Here is a 16,055-nt window from a genome sequence, read left to right as displayed (position 1 = left end):
AACTAAAACAAACTTTAAACTTACTCTTGCATTTTTTTTTATTTGTAATATACTTAAAAATGAAAATAAAAATAAGTATTTTAAAGGACTAAAAATGCAAATTACTTATACCTTAACAGATGAGTCTCCAGCTCTTGCGACTTATTCGTTTTTGCCTATAGTGAAAGCTTTTTTAAGTAGGGCACATATAGGAGTAAAAACCTCGGATATTTCTTTGTCTGGAAGGATTTTAGCTACTTTTAGTGAGTATTTAAAAGAGGAACAAAGATGTGAAGATGCTTTAGAACTTTTAGGTGAGCTTGTCAAAAGATCGGATGCAAATCTTATTAAAACCCCAAATATTTCAGCTTCTATTCCTCAGCTTAAGGCGGCGATTAAAGAATTGCAAGATAAGGGTTACATGTTACCAAATTACCCAGATGAGCCAAAAAATGATGAAGAATTGCAAATTAAAACAAAATATCAAAAAGTTTTAGGTTCAGCGGTTAATCCTGTATTAAGACAAGGAAATTCAGATCGTCGTTCAACAAAAGCGGTAAAAGATTATGCAAAAAACAATCCTTATCGTGTGGTTGAGTTTAATCCAAACTCAAAAACTCGTGTTTCTTACATGAAAGAAGGGGATTTTTTCTCTAATGAAAAAGCGGTTTTAATCGATCAAGATTGTGTGGCTAATATAGAATTTACAAGCGTTGATGGTAAAAAAGAAATTTTAAAAGAGGGCTTAAAACTTGAAAAAAATGAAATTTTAGACGCTACTTTTATGGATGTGCAAAAACTTCAGGAATTTTATGCAAAAGAAATTAAAGCAAGCAAAGATGATGATGTGCTTTTTTCTTTGCATTTAAAAGCTACAATGATGAAAGTAAGTGATCCTATACTTTTTGGTTATGCGGTAAAAGTATTTTTTAAAGAATTATTTATCGAATTTCAAGATGAATTTGAAAAATTAGGCATTAATCCAAATAATGGTTTAAGTGAGCTTTTAAGTAAGATCGAAAATTCAAGCAAAAAAGATGAAATTTTAAAAAAATACAATGAAATTTTAGCTAAATCTGCAGATATTTCTATGGTAAATTCAGATAAAGGCATTACAAATCTTCATGTTCCAAGCGATGTTATCGTTGATGCTTCTATGCCTGCAATGCTTAAAAATGGCGCAAGATTGTGGGATAAGGAAGGTAAGGAAAAGGACACAAATGCCGTAATTCCTGATCAAACTTACGCAACTATTTATGAGGCGGTTATTGAAGATTTGCATAAAAATGGTACTTTAAATCCTTCAAAACTTGGCAGTGTATCTAATGTAGGTTTAATGGCTAAAAAAGCTCAAGAATATGGATCGCACGATAAAACCTTTGTGGCTAAAGAAGAAGGAACTTTTAAAATAGTTTCTAACGGTAAAGTTTTATTAGAACATAAGGTTAGAAAAGGTGATATTTATAGAGCTAATCAGGCTAAATTTGATGCAGTGTTAAATTGGATTGATTTAGGTATAGAAAGATCAGAACTTAGTGGAGCCGAAGCTATTTTTTGGTTAGATAGCAAAAGAGCTAGTAATAAAATCATGATAACTTTGGTACAAAATCGTTTAAAAGAAAAGGGTAAAAATGTAGCCATTTTAACTCCAAAAGAAGCTTGTTTAAGAAGTTTAGAGTTAATCCGAGAAGGTAAAGATGTTATTTCTATCACGGGTAATGTTTTAAGGGATTATTTAACCGATCTTTTTCCTATTTTAGAGCTTGGAACAAGTGCAAAAATGCTTTCTGTTGTGCCTATGTTAAATGGTGGAGCTATGTTTGAAACAGGAGCAGGGGGTTCAGCACCTAAACAAGTAGAACAATTAGTCGAAGAAAATCATCTGCGTTGGGATAGTTTGGGTGAATTTTTGGCTTTGCAAGCAAGTTTGGAATTTTATGCAAATAAGTGTGGCAATCATAAAGCTAAGGTTTTAGCAGAATGTCTTGATGAGGCTATAGGCGAATGGCTTGAAAATAATAAAGCTCCATCAAGAAAAGTCAAAGAAGATGATAATAGAACAAGTCATTTTTATTTAGCAATGTATTTTGCAAATCATTTAGCAAGACAGGCAAGTGATATGGAGCTTCAAAGCTTTTTTAAAGATATTGCCCTAGAGCTTTCTTCTAATGAAGAAAAAATCAGAGCCGAATTTAACGATGCACAAGGTGTGAAAGTGGATTTGGGTGGGTATTATAAATTTGATGATGAAAAAGCAAATAAAATCATGCGTCCAAGTGCAACTTTTAACGCTATTTTAGAAAAAATAGGACAAAGATGAAAATCACTGTTATAGGGGCTGGCAATGTAGGTTCAAGCATAGCTTATGCTTTGATTTTAAGAGAAATAGCAAATGAAATTGTTTTAGTAGATATTAACGAGGATTTGCTTTACGCAAAAGAACTAGAGCTTACTCAAAGCATAGCTGCTTTAAATTTAAATATAGATTTACTTTGCACTAAAGATTATACTCATACCAAAAATTCAGATATAGTGCTTTTTAGTGCAGGTTTTGCTAGAAAAGATGGGCAAAGTAGAGAAGAATTGCTTCAGTTAAATACAAGCATTATGCTTGATTGTGCTAAAAAAATTAAAGATTTTACAGAAGATCCGCTTTTTATTATTTTAACTAATCCTGTGGATTTTCTACTTAATACTCTTTATGAAAGCGGGATTTTTTCATCAAAGAAAATTATAGCCATGGCGGGTGTTTTAGACAATGCAAGATTTAAGTATGAACTTGCCAAAAAACTTAATGTCAAAATGTCAAGAGTGGATACAAGACTTATTGGTTTTCATAATGATGATATGGTTTTGGTAAAATCTTACGCAAGTGTTAAAAATAAAAATATAAGCGAATTTTTAAATGAAGAAGAATTTGAGGATTTAGAAAATGAAGTTAAAACAGGTGGAGCTAAAGTAATCAAACATCTTAAAACTTCAGCTTATTTAGCCCCTGCTAGTGCTTGTATAAGAATGCTTGAGTCTATAAGAAGTGGCGAGTTTTTACCTATGAGTGTAATTTTACATGGAGAATTTGGAGTGCAAAACAAAGCCTTGGGAGTTATGGCAAGATTAGGACTTGAAGGTGTGATTGAAATCATGAAAATGGATCTTAGTTTGCAAGAAAAAGACAAATTAGAAAAATCTTTAATCAAATATCAATATAAAGGAGAATAAATGAACATACATGAGTATCAAGCAAAAGCAATTTTTGCAGACAATGGCATCCCTACCTTAAAGGGAAAAGTTGCATTTAGCGTAGATGAAGCTGTGGCTAATGCTAAAGAATTAGGCGGTAGTGTTTGGGCAGTTAAAGCTCAAATTCACGCAGGAGGCCGTGGTCTTGGTGGTGGTGTTAAAATCGCTAAGAATTTAGATGAGGTAAAAGATTACGCAAGTAAAATTTTAGGAATGAATTTAGTAACTCATCAAACAGGACCTGAAGGCAAACTTGTGCAAAAACTTTATATAGAAAGTGGCGCTAATATAGTAAAAGAGTATTATTTGGCTATTTTATTTAATAGAATGGCAGAGCAAATTACCATTATCGCTTCAAGTGAAGGAGGGATGGATATAGAAAAAGTAGCCAAAGAAAGTCCTGAAAAAATTGCAAAAGTAGGTATTGATCCACAAATTGGATTTAAAATGTTTCATGGACTTGAAGTAGCGAGAGTTTTAGGACTTGATAAAGATGAAGGCAAAAAACTCATTTCTATGTTAGCTAAACTTTATAAGCTTTACATGGATAAAGATATGAATATGCTTGAAATCAATCCTTTAATTAAAACTGCAGAAGGGGATTTTTATGCCCTTGATGCAAAATGCAGTTTTGATGATAGTGCGCTTTATCGTCATCCTGAAATTGCTGAGCTTAGAGATATTACTGAAGAAAATCCTGCTGAAAGAGAAGCGGCTGAATTTGGCTTAAGCTATGTGAAACTAGATGGAGATGTAGCTTGTATGGTAAATGGTGCGGGTCTAGCAATGGCAACTATGGATATTATTAATTATAGTGGTGCAAAACCTGCAAATTTCTTAGATGTAGGTGGGGGAGCTTCTCCTGAAACTGTTGCAAAGGCTTTTGAAATTATTTTAAGAGATAAGAATGTAAAAGTTATATTTATCAATATCTTTGGTGGTATTGTTCGTTGTGATAGGATAGCAAATGGAATTTTAGAAGCTACTAAGAATGTTGAGGTAAATATTCCAATTGTAGTGCGTCTTGATGGCACTAACGCAGCAGAAGCAAAGACAATTTTAGATAATTCAAATCTTAAAAATATCAAAGCAGCAACCAATCTTAAAAACGGTGCAGAGCTTGTAAAAAGTTTAGTAGGATAAGGATGGAAAATGAGTATATTGGTTAATAAAAATACAAAAGTAATAGTTCAAGGTTTTACAGGTAAAGAAGCAACTTTTCACGCTGAGCAATGCATGGCTTATGGTACAAATATAGTTGGAGGTGTCACCCCTCATAAAGGCGGACAAACTCATTTAGGTAAACCAGTTTTTGATACTGTTGCAGATGCGGTTAAAGCAACAAAGGCTGATGTAAGCTTGATCTTTGTCCCTGCTTTTGCTGTGGGTGATAGCGTGATTGAAGCAGCTGATGCGGGTATTAAGCTTGCAGTTGTAATCACAGAACATACGCCTGTAAAAGATATGATGTTTGCTAAGCAATATGCCAATAAAAAGGGTATGAAAATCATTGGACCAAATTGTCCAGGTATTATCACTTCTGAAGAATGCAAATTAGGAATTATGCCAGGTTTTATTTTTAAAAAAGGTTGCGTGGGGCTTATTTCAAAAAGTGGAACTTTAACTTATGAAGCTGCTAATCAGGTAGTTCAAGGTGGTTATGGAATTTCTACTGCAGTAGGAATTGGCGGTGATCCTATCATAGGTCTTGCTTATAAAGAACTTTTAAGTGAATTTCAAAAAGATGATGAAACTAAAGCTATTGTAATGATAGGTGAAATTGGTGGTAGTTTGGAAGTGGAAGCGGCTAAATTTATTAAAGAAAATATTAGCAAACCTGTGGTAGCATTCATTGCAGGCGCAACTGCTCCTAAAGGCAAAAGAATGGGGCATGCAGGTGCCATAGTGGGAAGTGCTGATGAAAGCGCTGCAGCTAAAAAAGAAGCTTTAAAAAGCTATGGAATTCATGTGGTGGATTCTCCGGCTTTAATTGGTGAAGAAATTCAAAAAATATTAGGTTAATAAAGGAAAAAACATGAGTATGATAGCTCCAAAAGATACCCCTGTTTGGGTAGATGAGCATAGATGTAAAGCATGCAATATTTGTGTTAGCTATTGCCCCGCTGGGGTTTTAGCTATGCGCGATGATGTGCATGCGGTTTTAGGACAAATGATAGAGGTAGTACACCCTGAATCCTGTATAGGCTGTACCGAGTGTGAGACACATTGCCCTGATTTTGCTATTATGGTGGCAAAAAGAGATGAATTTAAATTTGCCAAACTTACTGCTGAGGCTAAAGATAGAGCTGTAGCCGTAAAAAATAACAAATACAAAAAATTAGCATAGGAAAAATAATGAGAGAAGTTATAGCAACAGGTAATGTTTTAATCGCCAAAGCTGCGATTGATTGTGGATGTAAATTTTTTGGAGGTTATCCTATTACTCCTAGTAGTGAGATAGCTCATGAATTAAGCCATATGCTTCCTGCAAATGATGGAACTTTTATACAAATGGAAGATGAAATTTCAGGTATTAGCGTGGCTATTGGTGCGGCAATGAGTGGAGTAAAATCCATGACTGCAAGTAGCGGTCCTGGAATTTCTTTAAAAGCAGAGCAAATAGGACTTGCATTTATTGCTGAAATTCCACTTGTGATTGTAAATGTTATGAGAGGTGGTCCTTCAACAGGTCTTCCAACTCGTGTAGCACAAGGAGATTTGTTTCAAGCTAAAGCACCAACTCATGGGGATTTTGCAAGTATTGCTATTGCTCCTGCAAGTCTTGAAGAAGCTTATACAGAAACCATTAGAGCGTTTAATTTAGCTGAAAAATATATGACTCCGGTATTTTTACTTATGGATGAAACTGTAGGGCACATGAATGGTAAAGCGGTTTTACCTGATTTAAAAGATATTAAAGTATATAACCGTAAAAAATTTGAAGGCGATAAAAAGGATTATAAACCTTATGCAGCAGGAGAAAATGAGCCTGCAACTTTAAATCCTTTCTTTACAGGTTATCGTTATCATGTTACAGGACTTCATCATGGAGATATAGGTTTTCCAACTGAAGATGGAGTTATAGTGAAAAAAAATATGGAAAGACTCATAGGTAAAATAAAAAACAATCAAGAAGATATTTGTACTTATGAAGAGTATATGCTTGATGATGCTGAGTTTTTAATCATTGCTTATGGAAGCGTGAGTCGTTCAGCAAAAGAAGCTATACAAAGATTAAGAGAGCAAGGGATTAAAGTGGGGCTTTTCCGTCCGATTACTCTTTATCCAGTGGCTGAGAAAAAAATCGCTGAAGTTGTAAGCAAATTTAAAAAAGTAATGGTAAGCGAGCTTAATATGGGACAATATCTTGAAGAGATTGAAAGAGTAACTTCGCGTCGCGATTTTATTAGTTTGCACCGTGCAAATGGTCGTCCTATCACTCCAAGTGAAATTATTGCTAAGGTAAAGGAGAATATATAAATGGCTTTTAATTATGATGAATATCTAAGAGTAGATAAAATGCCTACTCAATGGTGTTGGGGATGTGGCGATGGTGTTGTTTTAAAATGTATTATCCGCGCGATAGAAAAACTTGGTTGGAATATGGATGATGTTTGTCTTGTTTCGGGTATAGGTTGTAGTGGCAGAATGAGTTCTTATGTAAATTGCAATACAGTTCATACTACTCATGGTAGAGCAATAGCTTATGCAACAGGCATTAAACTAGCCAATCCTAGTAAACATGTTATTGTAGTAAGTGGAGATGGGGATACTTTGGCAATTGGTGGAAATCATACCATACATGGTTGTCGCAGAAATATTGATTTAACACATATTGTAATCAATAATTTCATCTATGGACTTACAAATTCTCAAACAAGTCCAACTACTCCAAAAGGTTTTTATACAGTAACAGCTCAATTTGGAAATATTGATCCCAATTTTGATGCGTGTGAATTAACTAAAGCTGCAGGAGCTTCTTTTGTGGCAAGGGGTAATGTGATAGAAGCTAATAAGCTTGAAAATTTAATTTATAAGGCTTTAGCGCATAAGGGTTATAGTTTTGTAGATGTTTTTTCAAATTGTCATATCAATCTAGGCAGAAAAAACAAAATGGGCGAAGCTGTAGCTATGCTTGATTGGATTAAAAATCGTGTTGTGGATAAAGCTAAATTTGAAAGCATGGATTTTGAAGAAAGAAAAGATAAATTTCCAACAGGAATTTTACATGAAGATAATTCTCAGCCAGAATACTGCCACGCTTATGAAGAAGTACGTCGTGCAGCCAAAGAAAAAAGAATGGTGGATTTAGGAGCTTTAAAATGAAATATCAATTAAGATTTGGCGGTGAAGGCGGACAAGGTGTTATCACCGCAGGAGAAATTTTAGCAGAAGCAGCCATTAAAGAAGGTCGTCAAGCTTTTAAGGCTTCTACTTATACTTCACAAGTGCGTGGCGGTCCTACTAAGGTGGATATTATCATTGATGATAAAGAAATTTTATTTCCTTATGCTGTAGAAGGGGAAGTAGATTTTATGCTTTCGACTGCAGATAAGGGTTATAAAGGTTTTCGTGGGGGTGTAAAAGAAGGAGGTATTATAGTTGTAGAGCCAAATTTAGTACATCCTGAAAGTGAAGATTATAAAAAATGGCAAATTTTTGAAATCCCTATTATTACCATAGCTAAAGATGAGGTAGGAAATGTGGCTACTCAATCAGTTGTTGCACTTGCAATTGCTGCTTATATGAGCAAATGTATAGATTTAGATGTTTTAAAAGAAACTATGCTTCATATGGTTCCTGCAAAAACTCGTGATGCAAATGCTAAAGCTTTTGATCTGGGTGTAAAATACGCCACTCAAGCAAAACCATATTCATAATAAATTCCGCATCATGCGGAATTTAACTTCTAAAATTTTACACATTGCAAATAAAATTTAAATTTTAATTATTTTAATTTAGCTACTTTTAACGATTAAAATTTTATAATCAAAAACTTATATTTTCAAGGAAAATTAATGGATTTTTTTGATGAAATGTTTAATAAAACTCCAAAAGAAAAATTTATAGAAATTATACAAAATGGAAATTTAGGAGCCTTAGAAAAAGTTTTTGAGGAATTTTTTGCTGATCATATTGCCATGGTGGAACTTTTGGAAAAACAAGGTTTAACAGAAATGGATGTAAAAAATTTCATATTAGAAAATGGTGATTTTATAGAAGAAAGGCAAAATGATATTTATATAGAATTGGGCGCAAAAATTTTAGGACACGAAGGCTAAAATTGTTTAAAATAAGCCCTTGTTTAATTTGTATTTTTTTTATTTTTAGTAATGTTTTAGCATCTGAACCAACTTTTGATTATACTTATAAATTTATACTTAAAAAAGATGAGAGAGCTAGTGTGCAGATTAAAGAAATAGGCTATGAAGATAAGGTGCAAAATTTTGATTTTTATTGGACTTTGTTTGATAATACTAATATCATCGTACATTCGAAATTTCGCAAATATCCGCGTCAATTTGTGATGAGTTTAAGAAGAAATTTAGATTGGGTAACTCAAACTTTAATACCTGATTATACTAATCCACATATTGATAGAGCAAGACTTATTTTAGAATTTAGTGGTTATAATAAAGGTTTGGCAACTTTTACGGTTTATATAGAAGATAAGGAATCTCGCTTAATGGTAGAATTTTTAGATCCGAGAAAAAAAGCTTTACAAAATCCACCGCAAAATAATCAGGTTGTTCCTATGATTAATTTTAACGAACCTCAGGTAAAACCATTAACAAGCAAAGAAAATAATAATAGCAATTAACAAGGAAAAGATAGTGCAAAAAATAGATGAATTAATAAAACAGTTTTTACAAGAGCTTGGCTATGAACCTATTTTAAATATGCTTTCAAATGTAAAATCAGGAAAGAAATTACGCTCTAAATTATTATTGGCTATCGCAGATGAGAGTGAGATTGCTTTTAAAATTTGTGCGGCTATAGAATTGATACATCTTGCTAGTTTATTACATGATGATATTATCGATGAGAGTGAATTAAGGCGTGGAGCAAGATCTGTTAATGCTGAATTTGGTACAAAAAATGCTCTTATGTTGGGTGATATTTTGTATTCAAAAGCCTTTTATGAATTAAGCAAAATGGATGCTAGATTTGCAAGTATTATTTCAGATGCTGTTGTAAAGCTTGCTATAGGCGAACTTATGGATGTTGATTTGGGAGAGAAATTTAATATCAATAAAGAAGCTTATTTGAAAATGATCTATAATAAAACAGCTGTTTTGATTGAAGCAAGTGCTAGATGCGGAGCTATTTTGGCTGGATTATATGAAAAAGATTTTGCAGAATATGGTAAAAATTTAGGACTTGCTTTTCAGATGATTGATGATATTTTAGATATTAAGAGTGATGAAAAAATTCTTGGAAAACCTGCTATGAATGATTTTAAAGAGGGTAAAACTACCTTGCCTTATATTTATCTTTATGAAAATTTACAAGAACAAGATAGGATATATTTGCAGACTTTATTTAAAAAAGATTTAAATGAAAATGAAAAAGAATGGCTAAAAACTAAATTTGAAGAACAAAAAGCTTTAGAAAAAGCTATTTTAGAAGCTAAAACTTATGCAAAAAAGGCTAGAAAAGCAATTGAAAAATATGATAATAATAAGCTTAATGATATTATTAAAGCTATGATAGATAGGGAATTTTAATGTATTATTGTATATCTTTTACTCATAAAAATACAGATATTGCCTTAAGGGAAAAGTTAAGCTTTTCCAATGAAGCTAAAAAAAGTGAGTTTTTAAAAATCATTAGCACTCATGAAAATATTGAAGAATGTTTGGTTATAAGTACTTGCAATCGTGTTGAAATTGTTGCTTTTGTAAAAATGGCCTGTGCAGAGTTTATTGTTAAATCTTTGGCTTTACTTTGTGATGTTGATAAAGATATTTTACTTGAAAAAGCTGATATTTTTGAAGATAGTGGAGCAATCCACCATCTTTTTTCTGTAGCAAGTTCTTTGGATAGTTTGGTGGTTGGAGAAACTCAAATAGCAGGACAATTAAAAGATGCCTTTGCTTTTGCTGTAAAAAATAATTTTTGTGGAGTACACCTTTCAAGAGCAGTACATAGTGCTTTTAAATGTGCTGCTAAGGTACGCAATGAAACTCAAATTTCTAAAAATTCTATTTCTGTAGCTAGCGTTGCCGTGGCAAAAGCAAAAGAACTTGCAGATTTAACGCAAAAAAAAGCTGTTGTTATTGGAGCTGGAGAGATGGGAGAACTTGCGGCAAAACATTTAATTGCTGCGGGTGCTAAGGTGATTATTTTAAATCGTGATTTACAAAAAGCTAAAGATTTGTGTGAGAGACTTGGTGTTTTAAGCGAATATGATAGTTTAGAAAATTTAAAAAAATATTTAAATCAATACGAGTTTTTTTTCTCAGCTACCAATGCACCAAATGCTATTATTACAAATTCTTTAATAGAAGAACTTTCTTATAAAAGGTATTTTTTTGATATTGCAGTTCCAAGGGATATTGATATCAATGAAAATGAAAATATATCTGTTTTTGCTGTAGATGATCTTGAAATTGTGGTTCAAAAAAATTTAGCACTAAGAGAACAAGAAGCTCGTATGGCTTATGGGATAATAGGTCGTGAAACAAGTGAATTTTTTAGGTATTTAAACGATTTGGCTTTGATGCCTATTATCAAAGCTATACGCTTGCAAGCTAAAGAATATGCAGATAAACAACTTGAAATTGCGTTAAAAAAAGGATATTTGAAAAAATCTGATAAAGAAGAGGCTAGAAAGTTGATTCATCAAGTTTTTAAGGCTTTTTTACACACGCCTACTGTAAATTTGAAACATTTACAAGGTAAAATGCAAAGCGATACAGTGATTAATGCTATGCGTTATGTTTTTGATTTGCAAAATAATCTTGAAGGTTTAAATCAATATAAATGTGAATTTGATATGGAGAATAATGATGAGATTTACTAAATTTTATGCACCAAGTTTAAAAGAAGCGCCAAAAGATGCGAGTTTACCTAGTCATATTTTTTTAACGCGTGCGGGTTTTGTAGAACAAATTGGTAGCGGACTTTATAATTTCTTGCCTTTGGGAAAAAGAGTTTTAGACAAGATTAAAAATATAGTTAAAGAAGAAATGGATAAGGCTGGAGCACAAGAAGTAAATCTTAGTTTTATCACTCCTGCAAGTTTGTGGCAAGAAAGTGGGCGTTATAATGTTTTTGGAAAAGAACTTTTGCGTTTTAAAGACAGAAAAGAAAATGAATTTGTTTTAGGTCCAACACATGAAGAAGCTATGCTTTCTTTGGTAAAAAACAAAATCACAAGCTATAAACAACTTCCTTTGCACTTATATCAAATTGGACTTAAATTTCGTGATGAAGCAAGGCCTAGATTTGGGCTTTTAAGATGTCGTGAATTTCTAATGAAAGATGGATATAGTTTTCATGCTAATGAAGAAGATTTAGGGCGTGAGTTTGAGCTTATGTATAAAACTTATTCTCAAATTTTACAAAGAATGGGGCTTGATTTTAGAGCAGTTGAAGCTGATAGTGGGGCTATTGGTGGAAGTGGTTCTAAGGAATTTATGGTTTTGGCAAAAAATGGGGAAGATGATATTTTAATCTGTGAAAATTGTGATTATGCGGCTAATGTTGAAGCTGCAAAAAGAGCTAAAAAAACTTGTCAAGATGAGCGTCCTGAAGCAAATTATGCAAGTAAATTTCACACTCCAAATATTAAAACTATAGATTCTTTAGCACAATTTTTTAAAATCAATGCTTTTTATACGATTAAAGCAGTGGTAAAAAAAGCTATTTATGAAAATGAAAGCAAATTAGTTGTGTTTTTTATAAGAGGAAGTGATGATTTGCAAGAGGTTAAGGCTCAAAATGCTTGCAGTGCCCTTGAACTAGTCGATGCGAGCGAAGAAGAATTGGAAAAAGCTGGCTTAGTAGCTGGTTTTATAGGTTTTGTGGGATTAAAAGATATAGATTTTTATATAGATTTTGAGCTTGAAAACGAAAAGCAAATGATTATGGGTGCGAATGAAAAAGATTATCATTTAATCGGTATTGATGTTGTAAATTTAAATAAAGATCGTTTTAAAGATTTGATTGAAGTTAAAGAAGGGGATTGCTGTGTTAAATGTGGAGCAAAATTAAAACAAAGTAAAGGTATAGAAGTAGGGCATATTTTTAAGCTAGGACAAAAATATTCCAAAGCGATGAATGCAAATTTCTTAGATGAAAATGGCAAAAGTCAGCCTTTTTACATGGGATGTTATGGCATAGGTGTTTCACGCTTGTTGGCTGTAGCTACTGAAGCAAGTCATGATGAAAAAGGATGTATTTGGAATAAAACTTTAGCTCCTTTTGTGCTTGAAATTATTGTTTCAAATCTCAAAGATGAAAAGGCTTTAGAATTTGCTAATAAGCTTTATGAGGATTTAACTAATCTTGGATTAGAGGTATTGCTTGATGATAGAAATGAGCGTTTTGGGGTTAAAATGAATGATTTTGAACTTATGGGCTTTCCTTATGCGTTAGTTGTTGGTAAAGGATTAGAAAAGAATGAAATAGAGCTTATCCAAAGAGAAGGTTTGATAAAAGAACTTATAAAAACTGATGAACTTATGGAAATTCTTAAAAAGAAAGTGTTATGAATTATAAATTAAGTTTAAGCCCTTTATTTGTACTTGAAATTATTGCAAGTATACTTTTTATAGTGTTTTTTGGTTTTGGTAATTTTTTATTTTTCATACTTTTGAGTATGATTTTTGGTGCGGTTTTATTGGGAATTTTTTGGAAAAATATGCTTGAATTTCAAATGGGTGGCTTAAAGGATATGTTAACACAATTTTCTTTTGTTATCGCAGGGTTTTTACTTGTTTTTCCAGGGATTATTACAAGTGTTTTTGGAATTTTTGTATTTTTCTTTGGTATTGCTTTGAAATTAATAACTAAATCAAAATATCAATACACCAAGCAAGAGTATCAAAATTCTAATGAAGAAATTATTGATGTTGAAATTATAGAGGATAGAAAATGAAGCTTATTATTGCAACAAGAAAAAGTCAATTAGCTCTTTGGCAAAGTGAACATGTAGCCCAAATTTTAAAAAATACACATCAAATTGAAGTGCTTTTAGAAGGTTTTAAAACAAAAGGCGATGTTTTGCTTGATTCTCCTTTGGCAAAAATTGGTGGTAAAGGACTTTTTACAAAAGAACTTGAAGAAAGTATGTTAAGAAAAGAAGCACACTTAGCGGTGCATAGTTTAAAAGATGTGCCTAGTTTTTTTCCTCAAGGTTTAGTTTTGGCAGCGGTAAGTAAAAGAGAGCAAAGCAATGATGCTATGCTAAGTCAAAATTATAAAGATTTTCTTTCTTTGCCAAAAGGTGCAAAAATAGGCACTACTAGTCTTAGACGCAAGATGCAGCTTTTATTATTAAGACCTGATTTAGATATTATTTCTTTGCGTGGTAATGTCAATTCTCGTATAGAGAAATTAAAAAATAATGATTTTGATGCGATTATTTTGGCAATGGCGGGAATTAAACGCTTAAACTTAGATAAGCAAGTGAATTTTGTTTATGAATTTAGCAAAGATGAGCTTATTCCTGCGGCTTCTCAAGGAGCTTTAGGTATAGAAAGCATAAATGATGAAAAAATTTTAGAACTTTTAAAATGTTTAAATGATGAAAATGCTTTGATTGAAACAAGCATTGAAAGAGAATTTATTGCTACTTTAGAAGGAGGTTGTCAAGTTCCTATAGGTATTAACGCAGAGCTCTTGGGAGATGAAATTTGTGTGCGTGCGGTACTTGGACTACCCGATGGAAGTGAAATTTTAAAAGATAAGAGAATGATTAAAAAGAATGATTTTAAAGGTTTTGGAGAGAGTTTGGCTAAGGAGTTTATTGCTAAAGGTGCTAAAGAACTTTTAAAAAAAGCTGAGAGTATGATATGAAAGAATTTATTCAAATTTTAAAAGAAAATGATCTTTTAAGGGTAATTGAAGAACCTGTAGATGTAGATCTTGAAATCGCTCATTTAGCCTATATAGAAGCTAAAAAAGGAGAAAAAGGGAAGGCTTTATTATTTAAAAATCCTATAGATAAAAAATTAAATAAACAATATAAATTTCCTGTTTTGATGAATACTTTTTGCAATGAAAAGGCTTTAAATTTAGCTTTTGGACATGATTATGAAGAGGTGGCTGAAGAAATTTCAAAACTCACCAAGCTTCATATTCCTACGAGTTTTAAAGCAAAAATGGATTTTTTTATGAATTTGTTAAGTTTTAAAAATATTCCTCCTAAAAGACTGAAAAAAAATAAAGCCTTGTATGATTATGAAATTTTAAACTCACTTGAAGAGCTTCCCATACTAAAAACTTGGGAAGATGATGCGGGTAAATTTATTACCATGGGGCAAGTTTATACACAAAATTTAGATAAAACTCAAAATAATCTTGGAATGTATCGTTTGCAAATGAGTGATAAAAATGAACTTTTAATGCATTGGCAAATTCATAAAGATGGGGCAAATTTTTATCACGAATACAAAAATGCTGGTTTTAAAAAAATGCCTGTAAGTATAGCCATAGGTGGAGATCCGCTTTATATTTGGTGTTCTCAAGCACCTTTACCTAAGGGAATTTTTGAACTTTTACTTTATGGTTTTATTAAAAAAACTCCTGCAAAAATTACTCCTTGTGAAAATGGTATTTTTATACCTTATGATAGTGATGTGGTTATTGAAGGTTATGTGGATTTAGAAGAGTTTAAAATCGAAGGTCCTTTTGGAGATCATACGGGTTTTTATACTCCTGCTGAACTTTTTCCTGTGATGAAAGTAGAAAAAATTTATGCTAAAAAAGATGCGATCTATCAAGCAACGGTTGTAGGAAAGCCTCCTTTAGAAGATAAGATCATGGGGCTTGGTACCGAAAGAATTTTTTTACCCTTGCTTCAAACTTCAGTACCTGATTTAATTGATTATAATATGCCTGAAAATGGGGTCTTTCATAATCTTATCTTAGCAAAAATCGATGCAAAATATCCCGCTCATGCGCAACAAATTATGCATGCATTTTGGGGAGTAGGGCAAATGAGTTTTGTTAAGCATGCAATTTTTGTGGATAAAAATGCACCTTCTTTGAAAGATTATGATGCTTTAATTCCTTATATGTTAGATCGTTTTAATACAAAGAAAATTTTAATTTCAGAAGGAATTTGTGATCAATTAGATCATGCTTCACCTAATTCTTGTTTTGGGGGTAAAGCAGGACTTGATGCTTGCGAAGAAATACAAGTTGAAGAGCTTGAAATTTTAGAAGATGAAAAATTACTAGAACTTTTTAAAACTAAGGTAGAACTTTTAAATTTAAAGCAATTTTATAAAGAAAGTAAAAGTCCTATAGTTTGTATTTTGCTTGATAAAAAAGAAAAAATCGAACAAAGTTTTGACAAACTTTTAGAATTTAAAAAACATTTTAGGATTTTAGTATTTTTAGATGCTGAAAATAAGCTTGAAAATTCTTATATGCTTGTTTGGCGTGTGGTAAATAATATAGATGCTAAAAGAGATATTTTTATCAAAGAAGAAAGACTTGGAGTAGATGCAAGTGCTAAAGGTGAAGCTGAGGGTTATTTAAGAGCTTGGCCTAAGCAAACAGATTGCACTAAAAGCGTGATAGAAGATTTGATCTTGCGTAATATTTTAGAAAATAATCCAGATCTTTTTAATAAATTTGAAATTTTTTAAGATAATTGAGAT

General features: G+C 32.1%; 16 protein-coding genes. All 16 read left to right on the top strand.

Translation table 11 applies throughout. From position 1 onward, the window contains the following. Positions 1–94 precede the first annotated feature (94 nt). The 16 genes from FBF10_RS03330 to FBF10_RS03255 all read left to right on the top strand — a co-directional run bounded on the left by FBF10_RS03330 (position 95) and on the right by FBF10_RS03255 (position 16,043). Complete coding sequence (locus tag FBF10_RS03330; RefSeq protein ID WP_002867678.1) at positions 95–2,299, top strand: NADP-dependent isocitrate dehydrogenase; 2,205 nt, start codon at positions 95–97, stop codon at positions 2,297–2,299. Then, the gene (locus FBF10_RS03325) at positions 2,296–3,198 is read left to right on the top strand and encodes a malate dehydrogenase (RefSeq protein ID WP_002887683.1); all 903 of its coding nucleotides are present in this window, start codon (positions 2,296–2,298) and stop codon (positions 3,196–3,198) included. The genes FBF10_RS03330 and FBF10_RS03325 overlap by 4 nt, the downstream gene beginning before the upstream one ends. Further along, complete coding sequence (gene sucC, locus FBF10_RS03320; protein WP_002887680.1) at positions 3,199–4,362, top strand: ADP-forming succinate--CoA ligase subunit beta; 1,164 nt, start codon at positions 3,199–3,201, stop codon at positions 4,360–4,362. Positions 4,363–4,371: 9 nt separating this feature from the next. Beyond that, entirely contained in the window at positions 4,372–5,241 is an 870-nt protein-coding gene (sucD, locus tag FBF10_RS03315) for a succinate--CoA ligase subunit alpha (protein ID WP_002855278.1), read from the top strand. Positions 5,242–5,254: 13 nt separating this feature from the next. Continuing rightward, complete coding sequence (locus FBF10_RS03310) at positions 5,255–5,566, top strand: 4Fe-4S binding protein (protein WP_002859071.1); 312 nt, start codon at positions 5,255–5,257, stop codon at positions 5,564–5,566. A gap of 8 nt (positions 5,567–5,574) precedes the next feature. Next, the gene (locus FBF10_RS03305; RefSeq protein WP_002858560.1) at positions 5,575–6,699 is read left to right on the top strand and encodes a 2-oxoglutarate synthase subunit alpha; all 1,125 of its coding nucleotides are present in this window, start codon (positions 5,575–5,577) and stop codon (positions 6,697–6,699) included. After that, the gene (locus tag FBF10_RS03300; RefSeq protein ID WP_002854895.1) at positions 6,700–7,545 is read left to right on the top strand and encodes a 2-oxoglutarate ferredoxin oxidoreductase subunit beta; all 846 of its coding nucleotides are present in this window, start codon (positions 6,700–6,702) and stop codon (positions 7,543–7,545) included. Next, positions 7,542–8,099, top strand: coding sequence for a 2-oxoacid:acceptor oxidoreductase family protein (locus tag FBF10_RS03295; protein ID WP_002812564.1), 558 nt, complete (start codon positions 7,542–7,544; stop codon positions 8,097–8,099). The genes FBF10_RS03300 and FBF10_RS03295 overlap by 4 nt, the downstream gene beginning before the upstream one ends. 138 nt (positions 8,100–8,237) lie before the next feature. After that, the gene (locus FBF10_RS03290; RefSeq protein WP_002854834.1) at positions 8,238–8,501 is read left to right on the top strand and encodes a DUF2018 family protein; all 264 of its coding nucleotides are present in this window, start codon (positions 8,238–8,240) and stop codon (positions 8,499–8,501) included. 2 nt (positions 8,502–8,503) lie between these two features. Further along, positions 8,504–9,040 (top strand): hypothetical protein, encoded by a 537-nt coding sequence (locus FBF10_RS03285; RefSeq protein WP_002858491.1) that lies wholly within the window; start codon positions 8,504–8,506, stop codon positions 9,038–9,040. Between the two features lie 13 nt (positions 9,041–9,053). Then, positions 9,054–9,947, top strand: coding sequence for a hexaprenyl-diphosphate synthase (locus FBF10_RS03280; RefSeq protein ID WP_002864642.1), 894 nt, complete (start codon positions 9,054–9,056; stop codon positions 9,945–9,947). Beyond that, positions 9,947–11,245 carry a glutamyl-tRNA reductase gene (gene hemA, locus FBF10_RS03275; RefSeq protein ID WP_002854989.1) on the top strand — a complete coding sequence of 433 codons (1,299 nt, stop codon included), beginning with the start codon at positions 9,947–9,949 and terminating at the stop codon, positions 11,243–11,245. The genes FBF10_RS03280 and hemA overlap by 1 nt, the downstream gene beginning before the upstream one ends. Further along, the gene (locus FBF10_RS03270; protein WP_011049735.1) at positions 11,229–12,938 is read left to right on the top strand and encodes a proline--tRNA ligase; all 1,710 of its coding nucleotides are present in this window, start codon (positions 11,229–11,231) and stop codon (positions 12,936–12,938) included. The genes hemA and FBF10_RS03270 overlap by 17 nt, the downstream gene beginning before the upstream one ends. Further along, the gene (fxsA, locus tag FBF10_RS03265; RefSeq protein WP_002854991.1) at positions 12,935–13,324 is read left to right on the top strand and encodes an FxsA family membrane protein; all 390 of its coding nucleotides are present in this window, start codon (positions 12,935–12,937) and stop codon (positions 13,322–13,324) included. The genes FBF10_RS03270 and fxsA overlap by 4 nt, the downstream gene beginning before the upstream one ends. Beyond that, positions 13,321–14,244 (top strand): hydroxymethylbilane synthase, encoded by a 924-nt coding sequence (gene hemC / locus FBF10_RS03260; protein WP_002820769.1) that lies wholly within the window; start codon positions 13,321–13,323, stop codon positions 14,242–14,244. Before fxsA ends, hemC begins: the two co-directional genes overlap by 4 nt. Continuing rightward, positions 14,241–16,043 (top strand): menaquinone biosynthesis decarboxylase, encoded by a 1,803-nt coding sequence (locus FBF10_RS03255; RefSeq protein ID WP_165433892.1) that lies wholly within the window; start codon positions 14,241–14,243, stop codon positions 16,041–16,043. Before hemC ends, FBF10_RS03255 begins: the two co-directional genes overlap by 4 nt. Positions 16,044–16,055: the final 12 nt, after the last annotated feature.

Origin of the sequence: Campylobacter sp. CFSAN093249 (assembly GCF_011067895.1) — a bacterium.
Classification (GTDB): Bacteria; Campylobacterota; Campylobacteria; order Campylobacterales; family Campylobacteraceae; genus Campylobacter_D; species Campylobacter_D jejuni.
This window is presented reverse-complemented; position numbering and strand designations above follow the sequence as displayed.

Bases quoted from the DNA above. Each gene is read 5' to 3' on its own strand.
- FBF10_RS03295 (WP_002812564.1), top strand. From the start codon at position 7,542: ATGAAATATCAATTAAGATTTGGCGGTGAAGGCGGACAAGGTGTTATC.
- FBF10_RS03325 (WP_002887683.1), top strand. From the start codon at position 2,296: ATGAAAATCACTGTTATAGGGGCTGGCAATGTAGGTTCAAGCATAGCT.
- sucD (WP_002855278.1), top strand. From the start codon at position 4,372: ATGAGTATATTGGTTAATAAAAATACAAAAGTAATAGTTCAAGGTTTT.
- FBF10_RS03270 (WP_011049735.1), top strand. From the start codon at position 11,229: ATGATGAGATTTACTAAATTTTATGCACCAAGTTTAAAAGAAGCGCCA.
- FBF10_RS03255 (WP_165433892.1), top strand. From the start codon at position 14,241: ATGAAAGAATTTATTCAAATTTTAAAAGAAAATGATCTTTTAAGGGTA.
- sucC (WP_002887680.1), top strand. From the start codon at position 3,199: ATGAACATACATGAGTATCAAGCAAAAGCAATTTTTGCAGACAATGGC.
- fxsA (WP_002854991.1), top strand. From the start codon at position 12,935: ATGAATTATAAATTAAGTTTAAGCCCTTTATTTGTACTTGAAATTATT.
- FBF10_RS03290 (WP_002854834.1), top strand. From the start codon at position 8,238: ATGGATTTTTTTGATGAAATGTTTAATAAAACTCCAAAAGAAAAATTT.
- FBF10_RS03330 (WP_002867678.1), top strand. From the start codon at position 95: ATGCAAATTACTTATACCTTAACAGATGAGTCTCCAGCTCTTGCGACT.
- hemC (WP_002820769.1), top strand. From the start codon at position 13,321: ATGAAGCTTATTATTGCAACAAGAAAAAGTCAATTAGCTCTTTGGCAA.
- hemA (WP_002854989.1), top strand. From the start codon at position 9,947: ATGTATTATTGTATATCTTTTACTCATAAAAATACAGATATTGCCTTA.
- FBF10_RS03310 (WP_002859071.1), top strand. From the start codon at position 5,255: ATGAGTATGATAGCTCCAAAAGATACCCCTGTTTGGGTAGATGAGCAT.
- FBF10_RS03305 (WP_002858560.1), top strand. From the start codon at position 5,575: ATGAGAGAAGTTATAGCAACAGGTAATGTTTTAATCGCCAAAGCTGCG.
- FBF10_RS03300 (WP_002854895.1), top strand. From the start codon at position 6,700: ATGGCTTTTAATTATGATGAATATCTAAGAGTAGATAAAATGCCTACT.